Annotated in this window: 26 protein-coding genes; 16 read left to right on the top strand and 10 right to left on the bottom strand. The window is 69.0% G+C overall.

The genetic code is table 11. The annotated features are described in order from the left end of the window. Nucleotides 1-40: 40 nt before the first annotated feature. From ACWGE0_RS01565 to ACWGE0_RS01545, 5 genes are read left to right on the top strand one after another with little or no spacing between them, the layout of a single operon-like run. Nucleotides 41-1,093, top strand: coding sequence for a peptidoglycan-binding protein (locus ACWGE0_RS01565; protein WP_452258922.1), 1,053 nt, complete (start codon nt 41-43; stop codon nt 1,091-1,093). Further along, nucleotides 1,090-1,779 carry an ABC transporter ATP-binding protein gene (locus ACWGE0_RS01560; RefSeq protein WP_452258921.1) on the top strand — a complete coding sequence of 230 codons (690 nt, stop codon included), beginning with the start codon at nt 1,090-1,092 and terminating at the stop codon, nt 1,777-1,779. Before ACWGE0_RS01565 ends, ACWGE0_RS01560 begins: the two co-directional genes overlap by 4 nt. Continuing rightward, nucleotides 1,776-2,945, top strand: coding sequence for an ABC transporter permease (locus ACWGE0_RS01555; protein ID WP_452258920.1), 1,170 nt, complete (start codon nt 1,776-1,778; stop codon nt 2,943-2,945). Before ACWGE0_RS01560 ends, ACWGE0_RS01555 begins: the two co-directional genes overlap by 4 nt. Nucleotides 2,946-2,962: 17 nt before the next feature. After that, complete coding sequence (locus tag ACWGE0_RS01550; protein ID WP_452258919.1) at nt 2,963-3,496, top strand: hypothetical protein; 534 nt, start codon at nt 2,963-2,965, stop codon at nt 3,494-3,496. Between the two features lie 60 nt (nt 3,497-3,556). Next, nucleotides 3,557-4,912: a hypothetical protein gene (locus ACWGE0_RS01545; RefSeq protein ID WP_452258918.1), complete on the top strand. Its 1,356-nt coding sequence runs from the start codon at nt 3,557-3,559 to the stop codon at nt 4,910-4,912. On the opposite strand, the gene ACWGE0_RS01540 is transcribed toward ACWGE0_RS01545, so the two are convergent. Both ACWGE0_RS01540 and ACWGE0_RS01535 read right to left on the bottom strand, forming a co-directional pair. After that, complete coding sequence (locus tag ACWGE0_RS01540; protein WP_452258917.1) at nt 4,905-5,924, bottom strand: LLM class flavin-dependent oxidoreductase; 1,020 nt, start codon at nt 5,922-5,924, stop codon at nt 4,905-4,907. The genes ACWGE0_RS01545 and ACWGE0_RS01540 overlap by 8 nt on opposite strands. Then, on the bottom strand, nt 5,921-6,505 hold the full coding sequence (locus ACWGE0_RS01535) for an NADPH-dependent F420 reductase (RefSeq protein ID WP_452258916.1): 585 nt from the start codon (nt 6,503-6,505) through the stop codon (nt 5,921-5,923). Before ACWGE0_RS01535 ends, ACWGE0_RS01540 begins: the two co-directional genes overlap by 4 nt. A 137-nt stretch (nt 6,506-6,642) precedes the next feature. Between ACWGE0_RS01535 and ACWGE0_RS01530 the strand changes: the two genes are divergently transcribed. Both ACWGE0_RS01530 and ACWGE0_RS01525 read left to right on the top strand, forming a co-directional pair. After that, nucleotides 6,643-7,911: an epoxide hydrolase family protein gene (locus ACWGE0_RS01530; RefSeq protein WP_452258915.1), complete on the top strand. Its 1,269-nt coding sequence runs from the start codon at nt 6,643-6,645 to the stop codon at nt 7,909-7,911. A gap of 10 nt (nt 7,912-7,921) precedes the next feature. Next, complete coding sequence (locus ACWGE0_RS01525) at nt 7,922-8,674, top strand: class I SAM-dependent methyltransferase (protein WP_452258914.1); 753 nt, start codon at nt 7,922-7,924, stop codon at nt 8,672-8,674. On the opposite strand, the gene ACWGE0_RS01520 is transcribed toward ACWGE0_RS01525, so the two are convergent. Then, on the bottom strand, nt 8,658-9,437 hold the full coding sequence (locus ACWGE0_RS01520) for an alpha/beta fold hydrolase (RefSeq protein ID WP_452258913.1): 780 nt from the start codon (nt 9,435-9,437) through the stop codon (nt 8,658-8,660). The two genes, ACWGE0_RS01525 and ACWGE0_RS01520, sit on opposite strands and share 17 nt — an antisense overlap. A gap of 74 nt (nt 9,438-9,511) precedes the next feature. Between ACWGE0_RS01520 and ACWGE0_RS01515 the strand changes: the two genes are divergently transcribed. From ACWGE0_RS01515 to ACWGE0_RS01505, 3 genes are all read left to right on the top strand, one after another. Continuing rightward, entirely contained in the window at nt 9,512-10,981 is a 1,470-nt protein-coding gene (locus tag ACWGE0_RS01515) for an ABC transporter substrate-binding protein/permease (protein WP_452258912.1), read from the top strand. Continuing rightward, a complete protein-coding gene (locus ACWGE0_RS01510) occupies nt 10,978-11,745 on the top strand; it encodes an amino acid ABC transporter ATP-binding protein (RefSeq protein WP_452258911.1) in 768 nt (255 codons plus the stop codon). The genes ACWGE0_RS01515 and ACWGE0_RS01510 overlap by 4 nt, the downstream gene beginning before the upstream one ends. 108 nt (nt 11,746-11,853) lie before the next feature. Further along, nucleotides 11,854-12,162 (top strand): DUF1540 domain-containing protein, encoded by a 309-nt coding sequence (locus tag ACWGE0_RS01505; RefSeq protein WP_452258910.1) that lies wholly within the window; start codon nt 11,854-11,856, stop codon nt 12,160-12,162. On the opposite strand, the gene ACWGE0_RS01500 is transcribed toward ACWGE0_RS01505, so the two are convergent. From ACWGE0_RS01500 to ACWGE0_RS01490, 3 genes are all read right to left on the bottom strand, one after another. After that, nucleotides 12,159-12,584, bottom strand: coding sequence for an MgtC/SapB family protein (locus ACWGE0_RS01500; protein ID WP_030466138.1), 426 nt, complete (start codon nt 12,582-12,584; stop codon nt 12,159-12,161). The two genes, ACWGE0_RS01505 and ACWGE0_RS01500, sit on opposite strands and share 4 nt — an antisense overlap. Nucleotides 12,585-12,812: 228 nt before the next feature. Continuing rightward, entirely contained in the window at nt 12,813-13,583 is a 771-nt protein-coding gene (locus ACWGE0_RS01495) for an NYN domain-containing protein (protein WP_452258909.1), read from the bottom strand. 11 nt (nt 13,584-13,594) lie between these two features. Continuing rightward, complete coding sequence (locus tag ACWGE0_RS01490) at nt 13,595-14,419, bottom strand: aldo/keto reductase (protein ID WP_452258908.1); 825 nt, start codon at nt 14,417-14,419, stop codon at nt 13,595-13,597. 30 nt (nt 14,420-14,449) lie between these two features. Here ACWGE0_RS01490 and ACWGE0_RS01485 point away from each other — a divergent pair, with 30 nt between their 5' ends. Further along, nucleotides 14,450-15,082: a TVP38/TMEM64 family protein gene (locus ACWGE0_RS01485; RefSeq protein WP_452258907.1), complete on the top strand. Its 633-nt coding sequence runs from the start codon at nt 14,450-14,452 to the stop codon at nt 15,080-15,082. Nucleotides 15,083-15,173: 91 nt separating this feature from the next. Here ACWGE0_RS01485 and ACWGE0_RS01480 read toward each other — a convergent pair whose 3' ends face one another. Continuing rightward, complete coding sequence (locus tag ACWGE0_RS01480) at nt 15,174-15,518, bottom strand: RNA polymerase-binding protein RbpA (protein WP_030466135.1); 345 nt, start codon at nt 15,516-15,518, stop codon at nt 15,174-15,176. 238 nt (nt 15,519-15,756) lie between these two features. Further along, complete coding sequence (locus tag ACWGE0_RS01475) at nt 15,757-16,512, bottom strand: thymidine kinase (RefSeq protein ID WP_319965519.1); 756 nt, start codon at nt 16,510-16,512, stop codon at nt 15,757-15,759. A gap of 655 nt (nt 16,513-17,167) precedes the next feature. Between ACWGE0_RS01475 and ACWGE0_RS01470 the strand changes: the two genes are divergently transcribed. The 3 genes from ACWGE0_RS01470 to ACWGE0_RS01460 are packed head-to-tail and all read left to right on the top strand — an operon-like array spanning nt 17,168 to nt 19,256. Continuing rightward, the gene (locus ACWGE0_RS01470; protein WP_319965518.1) at nt 17,168-17,515 is read left to right on the top strand and encodes a PadR family transcriptional regulator; all 348 of its coding nucleotides are present in this window, start codon (nt 17,168-17,170) and stop codon (nt 17,513-17,515) included. Further along, entirely contained in the window at nt 17,512-18,372 is an 861-nt protein-coding gene (locus ACWGE0_RS01465) for a hypothetical protein (protein ID WP_452258906.1), read from the top strand. Before ACWGE0_RS01470 ends, ACWGE0_RS01465 begins: the two co-directional genes overlap by 4 nt. Continuing rightward, entirely contained in the window at nt 18,369-19,256 is an 888-nt protein-coding gene (locus tag ACWGE0_RS01460) for a hypothetical protein (RefSeq protein WP_452258905.1), read from the top strand. The genes ACWGE0_RS01465 and ACWGE0_RS01460 overlap by 4 nt, the downstream gene beginning before the upstream one ends. Here the strand turns inward: ACWGE0_RS01460 and ACWGE0_RS01455 are convergent. Together ACWGE0_RS01455 and ACWGE0_RS01450 are read right to left on the bottom strand one after the other, a co-directional pair. Continuing rightward, nucleotides 19,219-20,628: an MFS transporter gene (locus ACWGE0_RS01455; RefSeq protein ID WP_452258904.1), complete on the bottom strand. Its 1,410-nt coding sequence runs from the start codon at nt 20,626-20,628 to the stop codon at nt 19,219-19,221. The genes ACWGE0_RS01460 and ACWGE0_RS01455 overlap by 38 nt on opposite strands. 54 nt (nt 20,629-20,682) lie before the next feature. Further along, the gene (locus ACWGE0_RS01450; protein WP_452258903.1) at nt 20,683-21,444 is read right to left on the bottom strand and encodes a glycerophosphodiester phosphodiesterase; all 762 of its coding nucleotides are present in this window, start codon (nt 21,442-21,444) and stop codon (nt 20,683-20,685) included. Nucleotides 21,445-21,823: 379 nt separating this feature from the next. On the opposite strand from ACWGE0_RS01450, the gene ACWGE0_RS01445 reads away from it, so the two are divergent. Next, nucleotides 21,824-22,165, top strand: coding sequence for a hypothetical protein (locus ACWGE0_RS01445; protein WP_030475304.1), 342 nt, complete (start codon nt 21,824-21,826; stop codon nt 22,163-22,165). 73 nt (nt 22,166-22,238) lie between these two features. Next, nucleotides 22,239-24,239: a putative bifunctional diguanylate cyclase/phosphodiesterase gene (locus ACWGE0_RS01440; protein ID WP_452258902.1), complete on the top strand. Its 2,001-nt coding sequence runs from the start codon at nt 22,239-22,241 to the stop codon at nt 24,237-24,239. Nucleotides 24,240-24,242: the final 3 nt, after the last annotated feature.

Genomic DNA, 24,242 nt, shown 5'->3' with positions numbered 1-24,242 from the left:
CCCTCGCGGCGATCACCGGTTCGACACAGGATCCTCACAAGTGCTGATCAAGATCCACGGCATGCGCAACGCCCTCATCGCGGCCACGCTGCTCGTCGTGGTCGTCACCGCCGTCGTGCTGCTGGTGCGAGGCAGACCGGACGAGCCCGCCGCGGCCCCTCCACCCGCCCCGAAGACCACGACCGTGCAGAAAGGAGACCTCGCGAACACCCGCGTGCTGCAGGCCAACCTGGGCTTCGGCGCCGCCCGCCCGGTCAAAGGAGGCACCGGCACCGTCACGAAGCTGCCCGCGGCCGGCCAGACGACCGAGCTGGGCAAGGAGCTGTACCGGGTGGACGACCAGCCGGTCGTCGTGTTCTTCGGCGCGACCCCGCTGTTCCGCGCCCTGGACACGCCGGGCCTCAAGGGCTCGGACGTCGCCGTGGTGATGGACAACCTCGCCGCCCTCGGCTACCAGGTCGGCACCCGCCCCGGCGACGCCGCCAAAGCCGAGTTCACCCCACGCGTCGTCGAGGCGCTGAAGAAGTGGCAGAAGACCCTCGGCGTCGAACAGAACGGCGTCCTGGTCCCTGGCCGCGTCCTCGTGCTGGACCGCCCGATGCGCGTGGCGACCGTGAAAGCCCAGCTGGGCGCCCCGGCGGCCGAGGAGCTGTTCGAGGTCACACCGACCACCCGCCTGGTCACCGTGCAGGTGCCCGTCGCGGAAGCCGGCGCGGTGAAGGCCGGCATGCCGCTGACGATCGTGCGCCCGGACAACCGCGAGGTGCCCGGCAAGGTCACGTCGGTGACCAACGCCCCTCCCGCCGAGAACGGCGGCGGCCAGAAGATCGACGTCGTGGTCACCCCCGACAACCCCGCCGACGTGGCGGACCTGGACACCGCACCGGTCCGGCTGAAGATCACGACCGAGAGCCGGACCGGCGTCCTGACCGTGCCCCTGGCCGCGCTGATCGCGTTGAAAGAGGGTGGCTATGCCGTGCAGCTGCCCGCCGGCGGCCTGAAGGCAGTGCAGACCGGTCTGTACTCGCAGGACAAGGTCGAGATCTCCGGCGACGGCATCACCGACGGCCTGGAAGTGGTGACGGCGCAGTGACCCCGGTCCTCGCGTTGCGCGCGGTGAGCAAGCATTACTACGGCGGAGTCACGGCCCTGTCCGACGTATCGCTGCAGGTCAGCTCAGGCGAGCTGCTCGCGATCGTGGGCCCGTCCGGCTCGGGCAAGTCCACCCTGCTGCACCTCGTCGGCACGCTGGACCTCCCGTCGTCCGGCACGGTGGAGATCGACGGCCAGGACGTGTCGTCCCTGTCGGACCGTCGCCTGTCGATGCTGCGCGGGAGCCGGCTGGGCTTCGTCTTCCAGCAGTTCCACCTCTCCGACGGCCTCACCGCCACGGAAAACGTCGCCACCGGCCTCCTGTACGCGGGCGTGCGCCGCAAGGACCGCCGCGCGCTGGCCGTGGAGGCGCTGAAACGGGTAGGCCTCGGGCACCGGACCGATCACCGGCCGTCGCAGCTGTCGGGTGGGGAGAAGCAGCGCGTCGCCATCGCCCGCGCCGTGGTGAACAACCCGGCCCTGGTGCTGGCGGACGAACCGACCGGCGCGCTCGACACGGCCAACGGGCGTGCGGTGCTGGAGTTGCTGCGGGAGTTGAACCGGCAGGGCACGACGATCGCGCTGATCACGCACGACCGGGACATCGCCGCGTCGTTGCCGCGCCGGGTGGAGTTGCGGGACGGACGGATCGTCGCCGACACGGGTGCAGCCGGCGGTGCGCGTTGACCCGGCTCTCCTTCGCCGACCTGATCGCGCTCGGCTCGCTCGGCATCCGCACCCGCCGACTCCGCGCCGCACTTTCCGCCCTGGGCATCGCTCTGGGCATCGCCACGGTGATCGTCGTGACCGGTATCCCCGCCTCCAGCCAGCAGGCCCTGCTGGACGAACTGACCGCGCTGGGCACCAACCTCCTCCGAGCCCAACCGGCCCAGCGCAACGAGGACCCGGTGCTGCTCCCGGAATCCTCGGTGGCGATGGTCCAGCGCATCGGCCCGGTCACCGCGGCCGCGGCCGTCGCGAACACCCACACCCGCGTCCGCCGCAACGACCTGCTGGACCCCGGCCACAGCTCGGACATCACCGTCCTGGCCGCAACACCGAACCTGCTGGAGACCGTGAACGGCCACGTCCAGAGTGGGGAGTTCCTGCCGCGCCCGGACTTCCCGTCGGTCGTGCTCGGTAACACGGCCGCGCAACGGCTCGGCATCGCGAACGCACAGGACCGGCCGGCGGTGTTCGTGGGGGAGCGGTGGTTCACCGTGGTCGGGGTGCTCGGGCCGATGCCGCTCGCCCCGGACGTCGAACGCTCGGTCCTCGTCGGCTGGGAGGCCGCGCGCACCCAGCTCGGCTTCGACGGGCACCCGACCGTCGTGTACGTCAAGGCCCGCGAGGAGTCCATTGAGGACGTTCGCGCGGTGCTGCCGGCCACGCTGTACGGCGAGATCCCCGGCCTGGTGCAGGTGAGCCGTCCGTCGGACGTGCTGGCGGCCAAGCGGGCCACGCAGAACTCCTACAGCGCGCTGTTCCTCGGGCTGGCCGGGGTCGCGCTGCTGGTCGGCGGCGTCGGCGTGGCGAACACGATGGTCATCTCGGTGCTGGAACGCCGCAGCGAGATCGGGCTGAGGCGGGCCCTCGGCGCCACTCGCGGCCACATCCGCGCCCAGTTCCTCACCGAGGCGGTCCTGCTGTCCAGCCTGGGCGGTCTGGCGGGGACCGCACTCGGTGCCGCCGGAGTCGCCGGGTACGCCGCCCTGCACGACTGGCCGATCGTGATTCCCCTGCCCGTCCTGGCTTCCGGTGTGCTGGCCGCGTTCGTCGTGGGCGCCGCCGCGGGCCTCTACCCCTCCATCCGCGCCGCCCGGCTCACCCCGACGCAGGCGCTCTCCGCGTGACGAAAGGAAAGTCTCCGATGAAGAAGGCCGCGCTCGCACTCCTGCTCCTGCTGGCAGCCTGTTCCAAACCCGCCGCCCAGCCCGAGGTCGCCTCGATCCAGACCCCGAGCAGCGCCGCCACGACATCGGCCCAGCAGGAACAACGGCCCCGCGAACGCCTCGACATGACGCCCGAGGACTACGAGGCCCTGCAGGCTCCGTACCACCAGTGCATGGCCGGGTTCGGCCTGGACCAGAAGGGCCGCGCTCCCGAGGGCAGCGGCCGCACGCAACCGGCGAAGGAAGAGGTCGACAAGGCGCTCAAGGCCTGCGAGTCCAAGACACCGCTGCCGCCGTGGGAGAAGGACGTCACGAACCCCGAGGCCGTCGACTTCGCCAACCGCGTCGTGCAATGCCTGCGGGACAAGGGTGTTCGTTACGTCGAGGTGCACAACGAACCCGGCGCCGACACGGTCTCCTACGCGCTCGGCGGCCCGAACAACGACGCCGCGTCGATCACGCTCGGCCTGGAACACGCGAAGGAGTGCGAGATCGCCTCGTCCAAGAAGTGAGCCCGCCGCAGCGATCCGTTGGTCTAGACTGGATCAACGGATCTGCTGGGGGGCGATCTCATGAACCTCGAACGGGAACTCGCGGACTTCCGCTACTACGCGGTCTTCAAGAACGGCGTCGGCAGCGTGGATCGAGCCTCGATGCTCGTGCGACGGCCGGAGGGCTATCGCGAGGAGGAGTACGTCGGCCACGGCGTATGGGCTGACACGGACAAGCTCTACCGCCTCGACTCCGGCCGGGACTGGACCGACGACTACAGCGCGATCACCGAGGCCGAGGCACTCCAACTCAGGGCCCAGATCGACGCGTCCTGGGCGACTCGCTGGCACCACCACGTCATCTCCGCGGACGGCACGCCGTTCGCCGTGGTCCTGACCCCGAAGAACCCGGACTGGGGCCGGCGGCAGCAGCAGATCTCGCGGCACGGGTACCGCGGGCGTTCGGAGACGGATCTGCTCGACCGCGTGCCGGCCGAGCCGACGTGGAGCGTGGACGTGGTGGAACCGGCCGCGGTCGCCGGGATCATGGCGCGGATCGAGGTGCGGCGGCGCGACAAGATCAGGCTGAGCGGCGGCTACGCGGTCTTTCACAGCCTGACCGACGTGCTCGACGTCGACTCCGCCCACGCGGTCGTGCCAGTGCCGGGGGAGGGGCACGAGTTCACCGTTCGTCTGGACACGATGGAAGCCGAACGCCTGACCGCGCTGCTCCGCCTCAGGAACGCGAAACGGCAGGCCGCGGCGGTCGGTGCGCACCAGTACTTCGGGCTCTTCAACAACGTTGGAGAAGCAGCGGACATCCGCAACGCCTACTCGGTGATCCGCTCCACCGTGGACGCCTCGCCACAGCAGTGGGAGGTGTTCCTGCTGCCGGGACGGTGGCTGCCGGCGGTGCGGCCGTCGAGCCAGCAGACGTTGCTGCCCCTCGGGGACACCGATCTGGCGGCGGTCACGGCCAGGCTCACCGCCGGTGAGTCCCGCTACCTGACGGTGCGCTGCCGGGACCGGGGACCCGTCGCACTGCTGCGGCTCACCGGCACCACCGAGGAGTCCGCCCGCGACCTCGGCTGGGAGCCGTCCGACGTGCTCACCCGGCTGCCGGGCGAACAGTCGTGGTTCGTCGCCGAGGTGGACGAGGACAGCATGCTGGGCCACCGGTTCTGGTCAGCGCACCTCGGCAGGTCCGTCAAGTTCCGCGACCAGGAGTACGAGTACTTCGCGATCTTCCCCGTCCGTGCGGCCGCCTTCGACCTCTCCCGCGCACGGCTGGTCATCAGGCGCAAAGACGGGGTCGAGGAGAAGTTCGCCGGGCCCGACGGCTGGGTGCCGACAGGCCCGGAGCAACAGATCAACAAGGCGTACTACAGCCGCTACCTGCCGATCAGCCACGAGGAGATGGAACGGCTGATCAGCTGAGCAGCTCCCGGACCCGAGGCACGACCTCGGTCCCGTACAGCTCGATCGTCCGCATCAGCGATTCGTGCGACAACCCGCCGATCCCGTACTTCAGGTCGAACCGGCTGGCGTGCAACGTCTTCATCGTCCGCGCCATCTTCTCGGCCACGGTCTCCGGCGACCCGACGAACAACGCGCCGTGCGGCCCGACCTCGTGCGCGTACGACTCCGGCGTGGGCGTGGAGAACCCACGCGTCTTGCCGAGCCGCGAGATCACGTCGAGGTAGTGCGGCCAGAACTCCTCCTGCGCCTGCTCGTCGGTCGCGGCCACGTGACCGGGGGAGTGGATCCCGATGGGCAGCGGCGAGCGGCCGAACTTCTCCAGCGCGTGCAGGTACAGCTCGGAGAACGGAGCGAACCGGCCGGGGTGACCGCCGATGATCGCGAGCATCAGCGAGAACCCGTGCGACGCCGCCCGCACCACGGACTGCGGGCTGCCGCCGACACCGATCCAGGTCGGGAACGGTTCGGTGAACGGCACGACGTCCTGCTCGTGCAACGACGAGCGGGTCTTGCCCTGCCACGTCACCGGGCCGCCCTTCACCAGCTCGGCGAACAGCTGCGTCTTCTCCTCGAACAGGTCCTCGTAGTCGGCGAGGTCGTAACCGAACAGCGGGAACGAGTCCACACTGGACCCGCGGCCCAGGATGATCTCCGCGCGCCCGTCCGACACGGCGTTCAACGTCGAGAACCGCTGGAACACCCGCACCGGGTCGTCGGAGCTCAGCACCGTGACGGCCGAGCCCAGGTGGATGCGGGTGGTGCGGGCGGCGATCGCGGCCAGCACCACGTCGGCGGCCGAGAGCGGCATGTCCGGGGTGTGGTGCTCGCCGATGCCGAAGAAGTCGAGGCCCACCTGGTCGGCGAGCACGCCCTGCTCGACCAGGTTGCGGATGGTCTGGGCGTGGGTCAGCGGCCTGCCCTCGGCGTCGAGGGTGACGTCGCCGAACGTGTCGAGTCCGAACGTGTTCATGACTGCTCCTTCGCGAGCTTCTCGAGTTCCGGACGGCGGACGGCGACCCCGAACACCGGGCTGCCGGGTTCCAGCAGCCGTCCCGACGTCAGCGGGCCCACCGGCACCGGGTCGAAACCGATGCGGGACAGGAACTCCCGCACCGCTTCGACGGCCTCCGGCGAGTCACCGGCCAGGCCGACGGCACGGCCGTTCGGGGGTTCCATGTCCTGGTAGGCGACGTGGTTGAGGGATTTGACGACGTACGCGCCGGTGAGCCGTCCGGCCACCTCTTCGCTGGTGCCCAGCGGCGCGTCGGCGGGCGGCCAGTGGTTCATCGCGTCGATGACGACCTTGCCCGCGAACATCGCCGGTTCGAGCGAATCGCGCCGGTGCCACGGGATCGCCAGCACGACCAGATCGGCGTCCGCGACCGCGTCGGCGGCCGACCGCGGTACGGCGCCCGGCGCCAGGAACTCGGTGATCATCTCGATCCGCGAGGGATCACCCGACCCCGCGATGGCCACCGGGTAGCCCGCCGCGAGGGCGAGGCGCGCGATGACGGGACCGACGTGGCCCGCACCGAGAACAGCGATCTTCACAGCTCACCCGACCTGGCTAGTTGACGTGTCACCCAGCATAACCGGACCGGCCCCCGTTTATTCCGCAGGGGTGACGTACCGCAACGCCGTCACCCGACGCTCGCGACGGCCGGCCCGCCTCCCTACGGTCGTGAACCGTGTCCAACGAGCCCTCTCGCCGCAGTTTCCTGACCGCCTCGGCAGCGGCCGCACTCACGTTCGGACTGGTCAAAGCCGGTCCGGCCGAGGCTGCGAGCACCATCCGGCCGTTCCGGGTGCGGATCGGCGAGCGGGACGTGACCGAGATGCGCCGCCGCGTCCTCGCGACCCGCTGGCCCGAGGTGGAGACCGTCACGGACCTCTCCCAGGGCCCGCCGCAGCGTACGATGAAGGCGCTCGCGCACTACTGGGCGCACGAGTACGACTGGCGCACGACCGAACGCAAGCTCAACGCGCTGCCGCAGTTCATGACTGAGATCGACGGCCTGGACATCCACTTCCTGCACGTCCGCTCGAAGCACGAGAACGCCCTGCCGCTGCTCGTCTCGCACGGCTGGCCCGGTTCGGTCATCGAACAGCTGAAGATCATCGGGCCGCTCACCGACCCGACCGCACACGGCGGCAAGGCCGAGGACGCCTTCCACCTGGTCATCCCGTCGATGCCCGGTTACGGCTTCTCCGGCAAGCCGGCGGCGACCGGCTGGGGACCCGACCACATCGCCGGAGCGTGGATCGAGCTGATGACACGGCTGGGCTACGACCGGTACGTCGCGCAGGGCGGCGACTGGGGCGCGCTGGTCGTCGACCTCATGGCGTTGCGCAAGCCGGCCGGGCTGCTCGGCGTGCACACCAACCTGCCCGGTGCGGTCCCCGTCGACATCGACAACGCCGCCCGCGCCGGTGGCCCGCAGCCGCCCGGACTGCAGGGTGACGAGCTCAAGGCGTGGCAGGACGTGCTCTTCCGCTACGGCAAGGGGCAGGCCTACGCGCGCATGATGGGCACCCGGCCGCAGACGCTGATGGCGTTCACCGACTCCCCGGCCGGGCTGGCGTCGTTCATGATCGACCACAACCTCGCGAGCCTCGCGCAGATCGTCAGGACGTTCGAGGGGCATCGCGAAGGGCTCACGCGCCAGGACGTCGTCGAGAACGTCTCGCTGTACTGGCTGACGGGCACCGCGATCTCCGCGGCCCGCCTGTACTGGGAGAGCAAGTACTCGGTGATCGCCGCCAAGGGCGTCACGCTGCCGGTCGCGGTGAGCGTGTTCCCCGAGGAGGTCTACCAGGCGCCGCGCAGCTGGGCCGAACGCGCGTACCCGAACCTGATCCACTACAACCGGGTGGCCGCGGGTGGGCATTTCGCCGCCTGGGAGCAGCCACAGCTGTTCGCCCAGGAACTCTGGGCGGGCTTCCGTCCGCTGCGTTAGCGTCGCGGGCATGTGGGATCTCGGTGACGCGTACGAACGCTACGTGGGCCGGTGGAGCAGGCCCGTCGCGGTGGAGTTCCTGCGCTGGCTGGACGTGCCGCCGGACCGGACGTGGCTCGACGTGGGTTGCGGCACCGGTGCGCTGACCGAGACCGTGCTGGCCTGCGCGCGGCCGGCGTCGATCACGGGCGTCGACCCGTCGGCGGGCTTCCTCGAACTGGCCAGGCAACGCGTGCCCGGCGCCACCTTCGACGTCGGCAACGCGATCGAGCTGGGCGACCTCCAGGCCGACGTCGTGGTGAGCGGGCTCGTGCTCACCTTCGTGCCCGACGTTCCTCGCGCCGTGGCCGAGTTCGCGCGCGCAGGCTCGTTCGTCGCGTCGTACGTCTGGGACTACACGAGCGGCATGCAGATGATGCGCCACTTCTGGGACGCGGCACGGCACGTCGACCCGTCCGCGGCCGCCCACGACGAAGGCACGCGGTTCGCCAACGTGAGCGGCGAGGAACCGTTGCGTGCGCTGTGGTCCGGTGCCGGTCTGCGGCACGTCGAGGTGACCGGCATCGTCGTGCCGACGGTGTTCCGCGACTTCGCCGACTTCTGGGAACCGTTCCTCGGCGGCGCGGGCGCGGCACCCGCCTACTACGCGACGCTGCCCGCCGGCCAGCAGGACGCGATCCGCGACCTGCTGGAGTCACGCCTGGGTGCCGGCGGCCCGATCGAGCTGACCGCCAAGGCGTGGGCCGTCAGAGGGTCGCGCTGAGGAACCGCTCCAGGTGCGGGTTCACGTCCGCGGCGTGGGTGAGGCTCAGGAAGTGTGCGCCGCCCTCGATCGTGACCAGCGGCTCGGCCTTGGGCAACGCGGCCACGAGCGCCTCGGCCTTCGAGACCGGGTAGGCGAGGTCGGCGGTGCCGTGCAACACGAGTGCGGGCACGGAGATCTCGCTGGCTCGCTCCAGCACGCTTTCGCGGCCGACCAGCGCGTTCATGATCAGCCGCAGCCGCTCCGGTTCCACCTCGGACCACTTCGGCGTCCACTCGGACGGGTCGTAATCGCCCAGACAGATCTTGGCGACGGCCTCGATCACCGTCTCGGGTCCCTGCGCGATCCAGACCTCCGCGAGTTGGTCGTACGCGGCGGCGATCTGTTCGTCCTCGGTCTCGCCGGACGTGCCCAGCAACGCCAGCGCGGTGACCCGTTCCGGTGCCAGCAACGCCATCCGCAGCGCCACGAACCCGCCCTGGCTGGTGCCGGCGACGGCCGCTGAGTCGATGTTCAGGTCGTCGAGCACGGCGAGCGTGTCCCTGGCGACGTCCCAGTGGTCGAACGGCCCGTCCGCAGGCGTCCCGCCGTGCCCGCGCTCGTCGACCGCGATCAACCGGAAGCGGTCGCCGAACGCCGCGACCTGCGGCGCCCACATCGTCGTGTCCATCAGGAAGCTGTGCAGCAGCACGACCGCCGGGCCGTCACCGCCGTGGTCCACGTAGGACACCAGCTGGCCGTCGCCCGTCGTGACTGTCGCCATGCCACACCTCATCTCGGGTTTCCCGCATAGTGGATCATCAGCGGCACCCGCCCTGTTCGCTCTACTCTGCCCGAATGCGACAAGTGATCAGGGGCGCGGTGCTGCTCCTGCTGCTGTTGATCGTCGTCCCCGCACCGGCGAACGCGCAACAACAGCAACCTCCCGTGGTCAAGGTCGGGACGGAGGGCACCTATCCGCCGTTCTCCTTCCACGACCCCCAGACCCAGGAACTGACCGGCTACGACATCGAGGTGATCAAGGCGATCGCCGCGAAGGCCGGCTGGCGGCTGGAGTTCGTCGAGACGCAGTGGGACGCGATCTTCCCCGCACTGGACTCGGGCCGGATCGACCTGATCGCCAACCAGGTGTCGCGCAATCCCGAACGAACGGCCAAGTACGGCCTGTCCACCACCTACACCTACTCGCGCGGCGTGATCGTCCGCCGCACCGGCGACGACCGGATCAAGTCCATCTCGGACCTCAGCGGCAAGACCACCGCGCAGTCCAGCACCAGCAACTGGGCCAAGGTAGCCCGCGACGCCGGCGCGAACGTGGAGGCCGTCGAAGGCTTCGCGCAGGCCGCCGCGTTGTTGCAGCAGGGTCGTGTCGACGCGATCGTCAACGACAACATCGCCGTCCTCGACTACCTCGCCACCACCGGCTCCAAGGACGTCGAGATCACCGGCGACGCGGGCCAGGCGGGCAGCGAACAGGTGCTGGCGCTCCGCAAGACGGATGCTGCGCTGCTTTCTCAGGCGAACCAGGCGATCGACGCGTTGAAGGCCGACGGCACGCTGCGCGGGATCTCCCAGAAGTACTTCAAGGCCGATGTGTCCGTTGAGGACGGTGGCGCCGCGGACCTGTCCGAGGGGCGCGGCCCGCGCAGCACGTGGGAGGTCCTGCGCTCCACCGCGTGGCCGATGTTCGTGGGCCTGGTCAAGGTGACGATCCCGCTGACCGCGCTGTCGTTCGCGATCGGCCTGGCACTGGCCCTTCTCGTGGCCCTGGCCCGAATATCGCCCTACCGGGTGCTGTCCGGCCTGGCGCGGGCGTTCATCTCGATCATCCGCGGCACCCCGTTGCTGCTGCAGCTGTTCATCGTCTTCTACGGCCTGCCGCAGATAGGCCTGAAGTTCCCGCCCTTCACCGCCGCGGTGGTCGCGTTCTCCCTGAACGTCGCGGGCTACGCGGCCGAGGTGGTCCGCTCGGCGATTCTGTCTGTGCCACGCGGCCAGTTCGAAGCCGCCTCGACCATCGGCCTGGGCTACGCGCAGACGTTGCGCCGCATCGTCCTGCCGCAAGCCGCCCGCACCGCCGTGCCCCCGCTGTCCAACACGCTGCTGTCGCTGCTGAAGGACACCTCGCTCGGCTCCGTGGTGCTGCTGACCGAACTCTTCCGCGAATCCCAGCTGGCCGCCGCCGAGAGCAACGAGTTCCTCGCCCTCTACGCCTTCGCGGGGCTCTATTACTGGCTGATCTGCGTGGCGCTCTCCGCCGGGCAGAAACGACTGGAGACCAGGCTGAACAGGTACGTGATCGCATGACCGACATCCGCATCGAGGTCTCTGGCCTGCACAAGTCGTTCGGCTCGCTCGACGTGTTGCGCGGCATCGACTTCACGGTCCCGCGCGGCACCTCGACCGTCCTGCTGGGCCCGTCCGGCTCCGGCAAGACCACCCTGCTGCGTTCCCTCAACGTCCTCGACACCCCAGACCGCGGCATCGTCCGCATCGACGACGTGTCGGTGGACTTCTCCTTGTTGCCTGCCGGGAAGGCGGGCCGTGCCGCCGCGCAACGGCTGCGCGGGCAGAGCGGCATGGTGTTCCAGTCGCACAACCTGTTCCCGCACCGCACGGTCCTCGAGAACCTGACCGAGGGCCCGGTCGTGGCCCAGAAGCGTCCTCTCGAGGAGGTCGTCGCCGAGGCTCGGGTGCTGCTGGATCAGGTCGGGCTGGCCGACAAGGCTTCTTCGTACCCGTACCAGTTGTCGGGCGGCCAGCAGCAGCGCGTCGGCATCGCCCGTGCGCTGGCTTTGAAGCCACGCGTCGTGCTGTTCGACGAGCCGACGTCCGCGCTGGACCCCGAGCTGGTGGGGGAGGTGCTGGCGGTGATCAAGGACCTGGCCTCGCAGGGGTGGACGACGGTCATCGTGACCCACGAGATCCGGTTCGCGGAGGGTGTGGCCGACCAGGTGCTGTTCCTGGACGGCGGGGTGATCGTGGAGCGGGGAGCGCCGGGACAGGTGATCGGAGACCCGCGGGAAGAACGCACGCAACGATTCCTGCGAAGGATCCTCGATCCAGGCTAGAAACAATTCTTGAGGATAGGCTCGCCTAATTCCCTTCGAATTGCGGGCCTTCTGCCGTGGTGGCATCGTCCGAATCACCGAACCTTTCCCACCACGGCAGGAGCGGACATGACCACCCTCGAGAACCCGGCGATGCCCGCCGTCCACGATTGCTCCGTGAGCGAGTGCTCGTACAACCACGACGGCTGCCACGCCTTCGCGATCACCGTGCGCGGCGACAACGGGGCTGCCGACTGCGGCACCTTCATCCCGTTGAGCACCAAGGGCGGCTTGGAGAAGGTCGTGGCACAGGTGGGTGCCTGTCTGCGCACCGACTGCACGCACAACGCCTCGTTGGAATGCACGGCGCAGAGCGTGCGCATCGGTGCCGGTGCGGGCGACCACCACGCGAACTGCCTGACCTACGAACCCCGTTAGACCTCTTCGTCCTTGCGGTCCACGGCCCGGCCGAGCTCCCGCAGGCCGACGTTGACCGCGATGATCGCGACGGTGCCGGCGGCCGCGACGACGTGCAGCCCGGCGCCCGCCAGTGAGCCCACCGCGGCCGCGCACCAGAGCGTGGCCGCGGTGTTCAGGCCGCGCACCGACAACCCGTCGCGCAGGATCACGCCCGCGCCCAGGAAGCCGATGCCGGACACGACCTGGGCGGCGACCCGCGTGGGGTCGCCCTGGCCGTCGAAACCTTGCGCGGACAGCAGGACGAACAACGCGGCACCCACCGCCACGAGGGCGTTGGTGCGCAGGCCTGCCATGCGCGAGCGGTACTGCCGCTCGAAACCGATCAACGCGCCGAGGCCCATGCTCTCGGCAATGCGCAGCGTCATGTCGAAGACGTGCATCGTGTGACTCCCCTTGTGTTCAGGGGTGTGCGTCACACGCCAGAAACTGAAGCGTGCCCAAATCGGACGTGCCCAAATTGGACGTGCGAGGTGAAAGACCTGCGCGGGCTACTGTCGCCTGGCATGTGTCGCTCACCTCGCTTCCTCGTGTCTGGTTGGTAAGACCGGTCGTTCACGTTATCCGGCCCGGTGTGAGCCCTGGGTGAGAGTGAGACGGACGTCCCAGTTTCAGGTCGTCTGCTCGGCGCGGCGCCGGTCACGCACGAAGATGATCGCCGGCTTGCCCTCGCCCGGGCTGCGCCGATCGGTCTTGAACAGGGTCGTCGCGGTGATCAGGTCGCTGAGCTTGGCGTAGCCCCAGGTGCGCGGGTCGAAGTCCGGCCGCTGCTTGGTGACGATGTTGCCGACGGAGGACAGCGTGGCCCAGCCGTCGTCGTCCGAGGCGGCCTCGACGGCGTTGCGCAGCAGGTTCACCAGCGCGGTGTCGCCCTTGAGCTGCGTGGCCGAGGTGGACTTCGGTGCGGGCGCCGCGTCGGGGGTGGTCGCGGTGGTGTCGATGAGGTTCTCGACGTGGATGAACTTGTCGCAGGCCGCGACGAACGGCTTGGGCGTCTTGCGCTGACCGAAGCCGTAGACGGTCAGGCCGGACTCGCGCAGCCGGGCCGCGAGCCGGGTGAAGTCGGAGTCGCTGGAGACGATGCAGAAGCCGTCGAACCGGTTGGAGTACAACAGGTCCATCGCGTCGATCACCATGGCGGCGTCGGTGGCGTTCTTGCCGTACGTGTACGCGAACTGCTGGATGGGCTGGATCGACTGGGCCAGCAGCTGGTCCTTCCAGCCCTTCAGGTTCGTGCCGGTCCAGTCACCGTATGCGCGCTTGACGTGCGCGGTGCCGTACTTGGCGACCTCGGCCAGCAACGCCTCGACGTTGCCCGGCTGCGCGTTGTCCGCGTCGATGAGCACGGCGAGCTTGGCGGTGTTCTCGTTCGGCATTGCCATGAGACCAAAAACTAGAGCATGGCGAGCGGCTCCGGGCCGTCCGGCGGCGGGAACGCCCGGTCCAGGTCGGCCAGGTCCACTGAGGACAGCCGCACCGACAGCGCCCCGGCGTTCTCCCGCACGTGCTCGACGGTGCCCGCCTTGGGGATCGCGTTGACGTGGGGCAGCCGCAACACCCAGGCCAGCGCCACCTGGGCGGGCGTGGCGTCGTGCCGTTCAGCGACCTCCGCGAGCACCGGCGAACCCAGCAGCCTGCCCTGTTCGACGGGGGAGTAGGCCATGACCGGCATCCCGGCGGCGGCGTGCCACGGCAGCAGGTCGTGCTCCGGCCCGCGCCGCGACAGGTTGTAGAGGATCTGGTTGGTCTGGCAGAAGCCGGGCAACTCGGTCAGCTCCCGCATGTCGGCCAGGTCCAGGTTGCTCACGCCCCAGTGCCGGATCTTGCCGGCGTCGATCAACTCGGTGAACCCGTCCAGGGTCTGAGCGAGCGGTACGCGGCCGCGCCAGTGCAGGAGGTAGAGATCCAGCCGGTCGGTGCCCAGACGGCGCAGGCTGGCCTCACAGGCCCGCACAGTGCCCTTGGCGGTGGCGTTGGACGGCAGCACCTTCGACACGAGGAACACCGAGTCGCGCCGCCCGGCCACCGCCTCGCCGACGAGCGACTCGGACGCGCCGGACCCGTACATCTCGGCAGTGTCGATCAACGTCAGGCCGAGGTCGATGCCGGCACGGAGCGCGGCGATCTCGGCAGCGCGCTTGGAGGCGTTCTCGGCCATCATCCACGTGCCCATGCCGAGCGCGGGGATGGTCTCACCGGACGGCAGCGCCACAGTCATGTCCCTCAGGATGCCCGGTACGTTGGGCTGATGCGACGTGCGGGGCTTGTGTTGTTGGTGCTGCTCGTCATCGCGTTGGCCGTCACCGCACAACTCGTCGACATCCCGGACGGCGCACGACTGCGCGAACTCGTCGACCAGGCGGGAGCGGCGGCACCCGCGTTGTTCGTCGCTGTCTGCGCGTTCGGCACGGCGGTGTTCTTCCCGAAACCGGTGCTCGCCACGGCGGCGGGCCTGCTGTTCGGCGTGGGGTGGGGGAGTGCGCTCGCGATCGCCGGGTTCACGGCGGGGGCGCTGATCGCGTTCGGCATCGCCCGCGGTCTCGGCCGGGACGCGATCAAGGGATGGCTGGGGGAGCGGCTGCACACGCTCGAACAGGTCTTCGCGCGCCGGGGTGTGGAGGCGACGCTCGTGATCAGGCTGCTGCCGATCGTGCCGTTCACGCTCGCCAACTACGGCGCGGGCGTCACGGCGGTCAGGGGCAGGGACTTCGCGCTCGGCACGGCGCTGGGGCTGGTGCCGTCCACCGTGCTCGCCGCGGTGCTGGGGGACGCGCTGAGCGACCTCGGGTCACCGCGGTCCGTCGTGGCGCTGTCGATCTGGACGGTGCTGGCGGCGGTCGGCCTGTGGTGGGGACGCCGGCTCGTCACCAGGACCGCGTAGGACCGCCCGCGGAACCGCGCGTGGAAACGCGAAAAGCCGCCCCGGCGGGAGACCGGGACGGCTTGAAGCGTCTATGACCTTCGCTGGAAGGTCAGGCCGTGCGGGTACGGCGTCCGCGAAGCTCTTCGAGCCGCTCGTCGAGCAGCTCCTCGAGCTCGGGGATCGACCGGCGCTCCAGGAGCATGTCCCAGTGCGTGCGCGGCGGCTTGACCTTCTTCACCTCCGGCTCGACGCCGTCGATGATCTTCGACTCGGTGCCGTGGAGACGGCATTCCCAGGTCGGCGGCAACTCGGCGTCGTCGGAGAACGGGACCTCGAAGTCGTGTCCCTTCGGGCAGGCGTACCGCGCTGCCCGGCGCGGAGCGAGATCGTGGTTGCGGTCGGTCTCGTAGCTGACTGCTCCGAGCCGGCTTCCACGCAAAACGCGGTCGGCCATGGCGGTGTCCTTTCGCTCGGCTCAGGGCCGGGGCCCAGGCTTCTTGCTCACCGTGTGCAACGCCCGGATTGCTCCGTTTGTTTCCGGTTCGCTCTCATGGTCGCCCACAGTGACGTCGTTCACTCGTCAACGAAGGCTTCCTACTAATGGATGCGATCGCCACAGGATCGTGACGCGTTATCAAGCTATCGCGCTCATGCGTCACTCTAATGGCCTAGCCAACCCTGTGTGTAACCGCCTAGGCCAAGCGGAGCTGGCCACTTTGTGCGACGTCAGGGCCTAGGTCACCCAACCGGAAGTGACGCCGACAGAGCACCTGGTAACGGATAGTAGTTTCCGTGGTATCGGTTACACCGTTGCTCTCTGTACCCGATCGGTGCTGTTCCGTGTCCGAAGCTGTATCTGCGACCAGAACCGTGTCGCCGGCGCGAATCACCCGTCCGGCCCGCACCCGCGCGTTGAACCGTCCCGGCACCCCGCACCAGCACAGCACCTCCACCTGAATCGCCTTCAGTTCGTCCGCCAGCTCGAACAGTCGCTGCGAGCCGGGGAACATCTCGCCGCGGAAGTCCGTGGCGAGACCGAAGCAGTAGACGTCCACCTGGACGTCGTCCGCGAGTTCGGCGAGCTGCTCCACCTGGTCGGGGGACAGGAACTGGGCCTCGTCGACGATCAGGTAGTCCACCCGGCGCCCCTCGGCCCACTCCGCGCGGACCAGCCGGCGGAGATCGTCGTCGCGGATCTCCGCGGCTTCGCGCGTGATGCCGATCCGGCTGGAGATCTGCGGCCGGCCCGACCTGTCGTGCCGCACCAGCAGCAGCCCGCGACGACCCTGCCGCGAGTTGTTGTGGTCGATCTGCAGGGCGAGCGTCGACTTGCCGCAGTCCATGGGACCGAAGAAGAACTTGAGATGTCCGACCACCGGCGTCGACCGCCGGGAACCCGCGACAGGTACAGCGGAGAGGGCGTCTGTCGGATCGGGAAGGGCGTCCACGGCGGGTCACCCTAGTGCCTGGCTCCTGATCAACAGGCATCCCCATGGCGTATCCCCGCTCATCGATCGGTCCTCCGTGTCGGCGCCGCACGTCTGAGCACGTCATAGCCATTGCGTAGATCGACTAAACATCGTCTCGACTCGGACTGCTCGATAACTTCAGTGTTGACTGAAGATAGGTCAACTCCGACGTGGCGGCGGCCGGTGCGCAGTCAAAGGTCAACAACCGCAAGGAAGGGGAGGGGCGGCCGTCGGTGGGCGGCCGATGTCGGAGGAGCGGAGGGCCTGGCAGGACTTGGGGAGAGTGCGCCCGCTCTCGGCGTCTGTCATACCTCGGCTTCATGGGCGCGCGCGGCAAGCCGAGGTATGACGTGCTCGATAACTTCAGTGTTGACCGAAGTCAAACATCTTGCGTAGCGGCCGACACCTAGCCGCAGCAGCCTCCAACAACGCAAAGAAGGGGACGCGATCCGATCGCGGCATCGCACTAGGTACCTGCGTCAACGTCGCCGAGGCGGCGCGCCTGCTCACCGCGTTCCCGACGCCAGTCCGCGAAGCCCTCCCCGCCTGCCCGGCGCTCCCACGGCCGGACCGGTCCGGCTCGCCGAAATATGCGGCTTCCCGATATAGCTCGCGCTGCGATATATTCAGCGGCATGAGTGGTCGGGTCATGTCGGAGCAGACGTTCCTCGTGCTCACCGCGCTCGCCGAGGAGCCGTTGCACGGGTACGCGATCGTGCAGGCGGTGGAGCAGTTGTCCGAGGGGCGGATGGTGCTGCGGGTGGGCACGCTGTACGGGGTGCTGGACCGGTTGGTGGCGGACGGTCTCGCCGAGCGCGACCGCGAAGAGGTGCATCAGGGGCGGCTGCGGCGCTACTACAAGCTCACCGACTCCGGTGTGCGGGCGTTGCAGGCGGAGGTCGCGAGGCTCAGCGCGAACGTGCGGGCGGCCTCGGCGGTGTTGAGGGGGAGGGGCGTCCAGACATGGGCGAGCAGGGGATGAGCAACCTGGAGCGGCGGTATCGCGCGCTGTTGAAGGTGCTGCCGCGGTGGTATCGGCGGGAACGCGAGGAGGAGATGGTCGGGATCTTCCTCGACGGCCGGGCGGACGGGCTCGATCGTGAGCACGGCTGGCCGGGGTGGGGGGAGACGCGGGCGGCGCTGGGTCTGGCGACGCGAACGCATCTGGCTGCCGGTGCGGCGCTCGCGGCCGTTCCCGCCAGGGTGGTGTGGCGCGGCGAGATCGTGCGGGCGCTGGGCATGATCGGGCTGCTGGTCGGCGTGTTCCAGGCGGGTGCGTCGGTGCAGAGCGCGTTCTACGCGACCGGGAACCCGGAGCTGTCCCGTCCGGCGCCGGAGATGCTGGTGCTCAACCTGCTGCCGATCGCGGCGTTCGTGGCGTTGCTGGCGGGGAAGCGGACGTTGGCGAAGTCCGTGGCGTTCCTGGCGTCCGTGCCCGGCCTGCTGCTGTTGGGGCCGCAACCGGGGTCGTGGTTGCTGTGGCAGTTGCCGATGCTGGTGACGTTCGCGTGTCTGTGCCTGGGTTTCCACCGGGAGGCTCCGACGCCGCCGGCCGGGCGGCTCGCGTGGTGGGGTGGGGGAGCGCTGCTGCTGGGCCTGCTCGCCGGGCCGTGGTTGGGGACGGTCGCGCTCGTCGGTGTCCTGGTGGCCGTGCGGGTGGTGGCGTTGGTGCGCGGTGACTTCGTGCTGGGGCGGGCGTTGTCGGTGTTCGCGGCGCTGGAGCTGGGGCCGGTCGTGGTGCTGCTCGCCGGGGGAGAGGTCTTTGCCGCCGCGCTCGTGCTGGTGGTGCTGCTCGTGCTCAGCGCGGTGGCGCCGGTGCGGAAACCCCGGTTCGCGTGAACAACCTCGAGCGCCGGTATCGCGCGTTGTTGAAGGTGTTGCCGGCGTGGTACCGGGAGGACCGCGAGGAGGAGATGGTCGGGCTGTTCCTGGTGGAACGGACCGACGAGCTCGACCTGGAGCACAGCTGGCCCGGCTGGGGTGAGACCGGGGCGATGCTGGCGCTGGCGATCCGCACGCGGTTCGCGGCGTCGGGCGCGCCGGAGCGTGCGGTGCGGCTGGGGGAGGTCGCGCGGTGGCTGGCCGTGCTGGGGTTGTTGCTGGGCCTCAAGAACGTGGTGCACGTGATCTACAGCGAGATCGTCGTGCGGGCCAGTGGTGAGGTCGTGGCGCCGCAGTGGAGCGCGGTGCTGGCGAACTTCAGCCCGGTGGTGGTGATCGCGTTGTTGCTGCGCGGGTACCGGACGTGGGCGAAGGTGGTGGCCGGTGCGGCGTTCGTGCCGTGGCTGGTGAACGCGGTGACGGACGTGGGGCCGGCCGGTGCGCTGAGCGTGCTGTGGCAGTTGCCGGTGCTGGTGGCGTTCGTGGCGCTGTGCCTGGGTTTCCACCGGGAAGCGCCGGTACCGCGGGTCGGGCCGATGTTGTGGTGGTGCGGGGGAGCGGTGCTCGTGGGTGCCGCGGAACTGCTGGCGTGGCAGGTGTATCCGGTGGTGCCGGCGGCGGTGGTGCTCGCCGTGCGGGTGTTCGCGTACGTGCGTGGGGAAGTGGCGCTGGGGCGGGCGTTGTCGCTGTTCGCGCTGTTGCTGCTGCCCGACGCGGTGGTCACGTACCTGAGGCTTCCGCCGGAGCTGCAGGGGTACGTGCTGGTGGCGGCGGCGCTGCTGGGGGTCAGCGCCGCCGCACCGATCAGACGAGCGTCGGTTCGGAGTTCCCGACTGCCTTGATGGCCCTGCGGACGGGCACGAAGATCAGCAGGACGAAGCCGGCGACGAAGAAGATGATCAGGGCGAGAATGGCGGGGCGCAGGCTGCCGGTGGCCTGGCCGACGCCGGCGAACACCAGCGGGCCGAGCCAGCTGGTGGAGCGCTCGCCGACCTCGTAGAGCGAGAAGTACTGCGCTTCGCGGCCGGGCGGCACCATCTGGCTGAAGAGGCTGCGGGACAACGCGTTGGTGCCGCCGAGCACGATGCCGATGCCCGCGGCGACGAGGTAGAACTGCATCTCGTCGCCCGCCCGCACGAAGAACGCGGCGGTGATCACGACGATCCACACCACGAGCGAGCCGAGGATCGTCTTCTTGGCGCCGATGCGCTTGGCCACGAAGCCGTGCAGGACGCCGCCGATGAAGGCGACGAACTGGACGATCAGGATGACCGTGATCAGCGTCTGCTGTTCGAACTTGAGCTCGACGCTGCCGTACTGGGCGGAGACGTTGGCGACGGTGGCGATGCCGTCGGTGTAGATCAGGTAGGTGCCGAGGAACGCGAGCGTGAGCGGGAAGGCCTTGGCCTGCCTGAAGGTCGAGCCGAGTTCCTTGAACCCGGCGGAGACGACCGAGGCGCCGTGCTCGCGGCCGTGCGGTGACTGGTGCTCGGTGAGGGTGCGCAGCGGGATGATCGTGAACGCGGCCCACCAGATGCCGGAGATGACGAACGCGATGCGCGCCGCGTCGCCGGAGGTGATGCCGAGGGAGTCGGCGGACAGCGTGATGCCGAGCTGGATCGCGAGGGCGACGCCGCCGCCGAGGTAGCCGAACGCCCAGCCGCGGCTGGACACCGCGTCGCGTTCGTCCGGTGTCGCGATCTCGGGCAGGAAGGCGTAGTAGACGACGACGCTGGCGCCGTAGCAGATGTTCGCGATGACGAAGAAGAAGACGCCGAGCTTCCAGTTGGTGCCTTCGACGGTCGCGAGCGCGATGGTGGCCGCGGAGCCGGTGAAGGCGAAGAAGCCGAGCATCTTCTTCTTGTTCTGGGTGCGGTCGGCGATGGCGCCCATGACCGGCAGGACCAGGACCTGGATGACGGTCGCGGCGGAGAGCAGGTAGCCCCACAGCGAGCCGGAGGGGAACTGGAGCCCGAGGAACGTGACGTCGCAGTGGTTGAAGGCGTTGTCGCCCGCGCAGGGGTTCGCCCCGTTGAGCGCGGTGTCGGCCTTGGCCGCGTTGGTCGCGATGCTCGTGAGGTACAGCGAGAGGAAGACGGTGATCACGGACGTGGGGAACACGGAGTTCGCCACGTCGTACCAGACCCAGCCGCGTTGTTCCCTGCGGCGGCCGGTGGTGTTGGCGTCGGCGGCGTCGTCGCCCTTGACCTTCATGTCGGCGGACTGTACTTGTCCGCCGACTCATCCCATGACCGACTGTCCAAGCTGTTACCAGCTGTTGCGCGACCGGAGAACTTCGCGCAGGACATCAGGCCTGTCGGTGACGAGGCCGTCGACGCCGAGATCGAGCAGGGCCCGCATGTCGGCCTCGTCGTCGATCGTCCACACGTGCACTTCGAGGGCCCGGCGGTGGGCTGCCTGAACGAACTTCCTGTCGACGACCTTGAGTCGTCCCTGGCTCACCGGTACCTGGGCGACCTGTCCGCGCACGGCGAGTCCGGCGAGCGGGATGCGGCCTGCCGCCCAGAGCGCGCCGGCTGATCGCGGTCCCATGGACGTGAGCAGTTCCGGTCCGCCCTGGCGGCGCAGCCGGGCGAGCCGGTTGTCCGAGAAGCTGGCGAGGCAGACCCGTTGCAGTGCCTTGGCCTTGCGCAGCAGGGCGATGATCGGCTCGACGGCGCTGTCGGCTTTGACGTCGATGTTGAAGAACGTCTCCGGCAGTTCTTCGAGGACGTCTGCGAGGCGTGCAATGGGTTCCCTGCCGCCGACGCGGGCGAGCCGGACCTCGGTCCACGGCAGTTCGGCGACGCGTCCCTGGCTGTCGGTGGTGCGGTCGAGCGTGTGGTCGTGGTGCACGACGACTTCGCCGTCGGCGGTGGCGTGCACGTCGGTCTCGATGTAGCGGTAGCCCTCCTGCACGGCGCGGCGGAACGAACTCAGCGAGTTCTCCATGCCCGTCAGATCGTCGACGTGCCAGCCGCGGTGGGCGAAGGCTCGGGGGCGCGGACCTGCGAGGTACGGGTGGGTCACGTCCTGAGTGTGCCTGGCGGCAGTGGCTCCGGGGTGGACAGTGGGTGGCGGGACACTTTCTTCTTGACCTCTATCACTTCAGTGTTGCCTGAAATAAAGCCTCTCGGCTGTCCCGTTCACAGGAACGTCCGGAATGAACGAAGCAATGGAACCGAGGAGCGACGCCGGCCCTCGAAGGAATCGAGGAAACCGGGCAGGGGAGAAGTAGTTGAAAAGCGATCAATCGAGGCAGACGCGCCGGCAGGCGACGCAAGGCGATCAGATCCCACCCGAAAGCAGCACCACTCGCCGAGGCGGTACTGTCCGGTTCCCTACGAAGGTCGGGCTTTCTGGCGCGTCGCTGGAGACCACCCCTCGCAATTCGCTACCGTCGCGCGCCATGGAGCGCTCCATGGAGGCGGATGAGCCCAGGCACTGTGCGTGGTGCGGGCGGAGGTTGCCGGGGAGTGGGCGGATCGGCCGGCCTAGGCGGTACTGCGCACAGCCGTGTCGTCAGCGTGCTTACGAGCGCAGGGCGGCGTTGCAGCGGGGTGGTCTGCCGGAGGACGCGGTCGTTCTCTCGACGGCCGAGCTGGCTGATCTGCAGGACAGGTTGTTCCAGCTGCGGTGTGCGGCTGAGGACGTGGTGACGGCCGCGCAGGACGGGGCCGAGAACGAGGAGCTGCGGAAGCTGGCCGCGGAGCTGGTGGAGTCGGCGAAAGGTTTGGAACGGCTTCGTTGAGCCGTTCGCAAAGTAGCGAACTGACCGGCGTAGCGGGTTGCTTACGTCCGGTGATCGGACGATCATGACGCGCGTGACCTCCTACTGCCGCACGGTGCTGGACCGAGCGGGTGTCGGCTATGCCGTGACGGACTCGCGCGGGAACCTGCTGTGGTGCAACCGCGCGCTGGGTGTTGTGCTCGGTGTTCCGGTCGAGCAGGCGTACGGGCGGTCGTTGCCCGCACTGCTGCCGGGTGTGCCCGAGGTGCCCGCTCCGGCGCGGGAGGTGCTGGTTCCGGGTCCGAAGTGGCTCGAGGTGCGGTGTTCGAGTCTGGGTGACGACCTGATGTACGAGGTCGTGGACGTGTCGGCGTGGCGTGATCGCGAGCTGACGGTGACCCAGGAGGCGGACGCGCTGCGGCGGGCTCAGGCGCTGGGGCGCATGGGTACGTGGGAGTGGTCGATCACCGATGACCGGGTGACCTGGTCGGACACGTTGCTGGAGATGTTCGGGTTCGCGGCGGGGACGGCGTTCGACTTCGAGATGTACTCGCAGCTGGTGCACCCGGACGACCTGCCGATGATCGAGGAGACGCTGGACGCGGCGCTCAAGACCGGTTCGGTGTTCACGTACACGCATCGGATGTTGCGGCCGGACGGCAAGGAGCGGGTGTTCGAGTGCTTCGGTGAGGTCGTGGTCGGTGACGACGGCGTGCCGCTGCGGGCTCTCGGTACGGCGCACGACGTCACGCAGTCGTCGAGGGTGCACGACGAACTGGTGAGGATGGCGGAGCAGGATCCGTTGACGGGGTTGCCGAATCGCCGGGCTCTCACGCGTGCGCTGGAGCAGGAGCTGGCGAACAACGGTTCTGGTGCGTTGCTGGTGCTGGACCTGGACAACTTCAAGGACGTCAACGATCTGCGCGGGCACGCGGTGGGTGACCGGGTGATGCGGATGCTGGCGAGTGCGTTGCAGTCGCGGCTGGCGGATCGGTTGATCGCTCGTCTGGGTGGTGACGAGTTCGCGGTGGTGTTGCCGGGTGCGTCCTTGAAGGACGCTTCGGAGGTCGCGGACAACCTGAAGGAGGCTGTCGCGAGTTTCCCGCTGGCGGGGATCGGGACGCCGGCGCGGATCACGGTGAGCACGGGTCTGGCGGAGTTCGGTCCTGGTGATTCGTGGGAGCTGGTGCTGGCGAACGCGGATCTGGCGTTGTACGCGTCGAAGGCGGCGGGCCGGGATCGGGTGACGGTGTACGAGCCGAACCACTACGCGGACACGGTGAAGCGGGTCAGTGTGCTGGATCGGTTGCGGGCGGCGTTGGCGGGCAATGGTCTGGCGTTGTACGGCATGCCGATGGTCGATCTGATGACCGGGCACACGCTGGGGCACGAGTTGTTGTTGCGGCTGGAGGACGGGCAGGAGCCGTATCTCGGTCCGGCGGACTTCCTGCCGGTGGCGGAGCGGTCGAACCTGATCCTGGAGGTCGACCGGTGGGTGCTCACGACCGCGATCGACGCTCTCGTCGCGGAGCCGGATCCGCGGTTGAAGTTCAACGTGAACGTCTCCGGCCGGACTCTCGAGGATCCGGATTTCGGCGATTTCGTGCTGGACAAGCTGGGTTCGGCGGGTGTGGCGCCGGGCAGGCTGGGGCTGGAGATCACCGAGACGGCGGCGGTGACCAATTTGGACGCGGCGGTGACGCTGGCGACTCAGCTGCGCAGTTTCGGGTGCCGGATCACGCTGGACGACTTCGGGTCGGGTTTCGGGTCGTTCGTGCATCTGAAGCATCTGCCGATCACGGGTATCAAGATCGACGGTGAGTTCGTGAAGGGCATCGAGACCAACGACGCGGACGCGGTGCTGGTGTCGGGGATCGTGCAGATCGCGAACGGGCTGGGGTTGTCGGCGGTGGCGGAGTGGGTGGAGCGGCCTTCTCAGGTGGAGGCTCTGCGGCGGCTGGGTGTGCGGGTGGGGCAGGGTTTCCACCTGGGCAGGCCGGTGCCGTTGCGTGACGTGGTGAACGCGGAGCGCATGCCGCCGAATGGCGCATTGTCGTCTCGGGTGGTCGGAGCAGAGGATGGTGCGCGCTCCTGATTC

Source organism: Lentzea sp. NPDC054927, assembly GCF_053610285.1.
Note: the sequence above shows the minus strand (reverse complement) of the source record. Positions and strands in the feature narration are given on the sequence as shown.

Bases quoted from the DNA above. Each gene is read 5' to 3' on its own strand.
- ACWGE0_RS01550 (WP_452258919.1), top strand. From the start codon at position 2,963: ATGAAGAAGGCCGCGCTCGCACTCCTGCTCCTGCTGGCAGCCTGTTCC.
- ACWGE0_RS01545 (WP_452258918.1), top strand. From the start codon at position 3,557: ATGAACCTCGAACGGGAACTCGCGGACTTCCGCTACTACGCGGTCTTC.
- ACWGE0_RS01540 (WP_452258917.1), bottom strand. From the start codon at position 5,924: ATGAACACGTTCGGACTCGACACGTTCGGCGACGTCACCCTCGACGCC.
- ACWGE0_RS01525 (WP_452258914.1), top strand. From the start codon at position 7,922: ATGTGGGATCTCGGTGACGCGTACGAACGCTACGTGGGCCGGTGGAGC.
- ACWGE0_RS01520 (WP_452258913.1), bottom strand. From the start codon at position 9,437: ATGGCGACAGTCACGACGGGCGACGGCCAGCTGGTGTCCTACGTGGAC.
- ACWGE0_RS01515 (WP_452258912.1), top strand. From the start codon at position 9,512: ATGCGACAAGTGATCAGGGGCGCGGTGCTGCTCCTGCTGCTGTTGATC.
- ACWGE0_RS01510 (WP_452258911.1), top strand. From the start codon at position 10,978: ATGACCGACATCCGCATCGAGGTCTCTGGCCTGCACAAGTCGTTCGGC.
- ACWGE0_RS01505 (WP_452258910.1), top strand. From the start codon at position 11,854: ATGACCACCCTCGAGAACCCGGCGATGCCCGCCGTCCACGATTGCTCC.
- ACWGE0_RS01500 (WP_030466138.1), bottom strand. From the start codon at position 12,584: ATGCACGTCTTCGACATGACGCTGCGCATTGCCGAGAGCATGGGCCTC.
- ACWGE0_RS01495 (WP_452258909.1), bottom strand. From the start codon at position 13,583: ATGGCAATGCCGAACGAGAACACCGCCAAGCTCGCCGTGCTCATCGAC.
- ACWGE0_RS01490 (WP_452258908.1), bottom strand. From the start codon at position 14,419: ATGACTGTGGCGCTGCCGTCCGGTGAGACCATCCCCGCGCTCGGCATG.
- ACWGE0_RS01485 (WP_452258907.1), top strand. From the start codon at position 14,450: ATGCGACGTGCGGGGCTTGTGTTGTTGGTGCTGCTCGTCATCGCGTTG.
- ACWGE0_RS01480 (WP_030466135.1), bottom strand. From the start codon at position 15,518: ATGGCCGACCGCGTTTTGCGTGGAAGCCGGCTCGGAGCAGTCAGCTAC.
- ACWGE0_RS01470 (WP_319965518.1), top strand. From the start codon at position 17,168: ATGAGTGGTCGGGTCATGTCGGAGCAGACGTTCCTCGTGCTCACCGCG.
- ACWGE0_RS01465 (WP_452258906.1), top strand. From the start codon at position 17,512: ATGAGCAACCTGGAGCGGCGGTATCGCGCGCTGTTGAAGGTGCTGCCG.
- ACWGE0_RS01455 (WP_452258904.1), bottom strand. From the start codon at position 20,628: ATGAAGGTCAAGGGCGACGACGCCGCCGACGCCAACACCACCGGCCGC.
- ACWGE0_RS01445 (WP_030475304.1), top strand. From the start codon at position 21,824: ATGGAGCGCTCCATGGAGGCGGATGAGCCCAGGCACTGTGCGTGGTGC.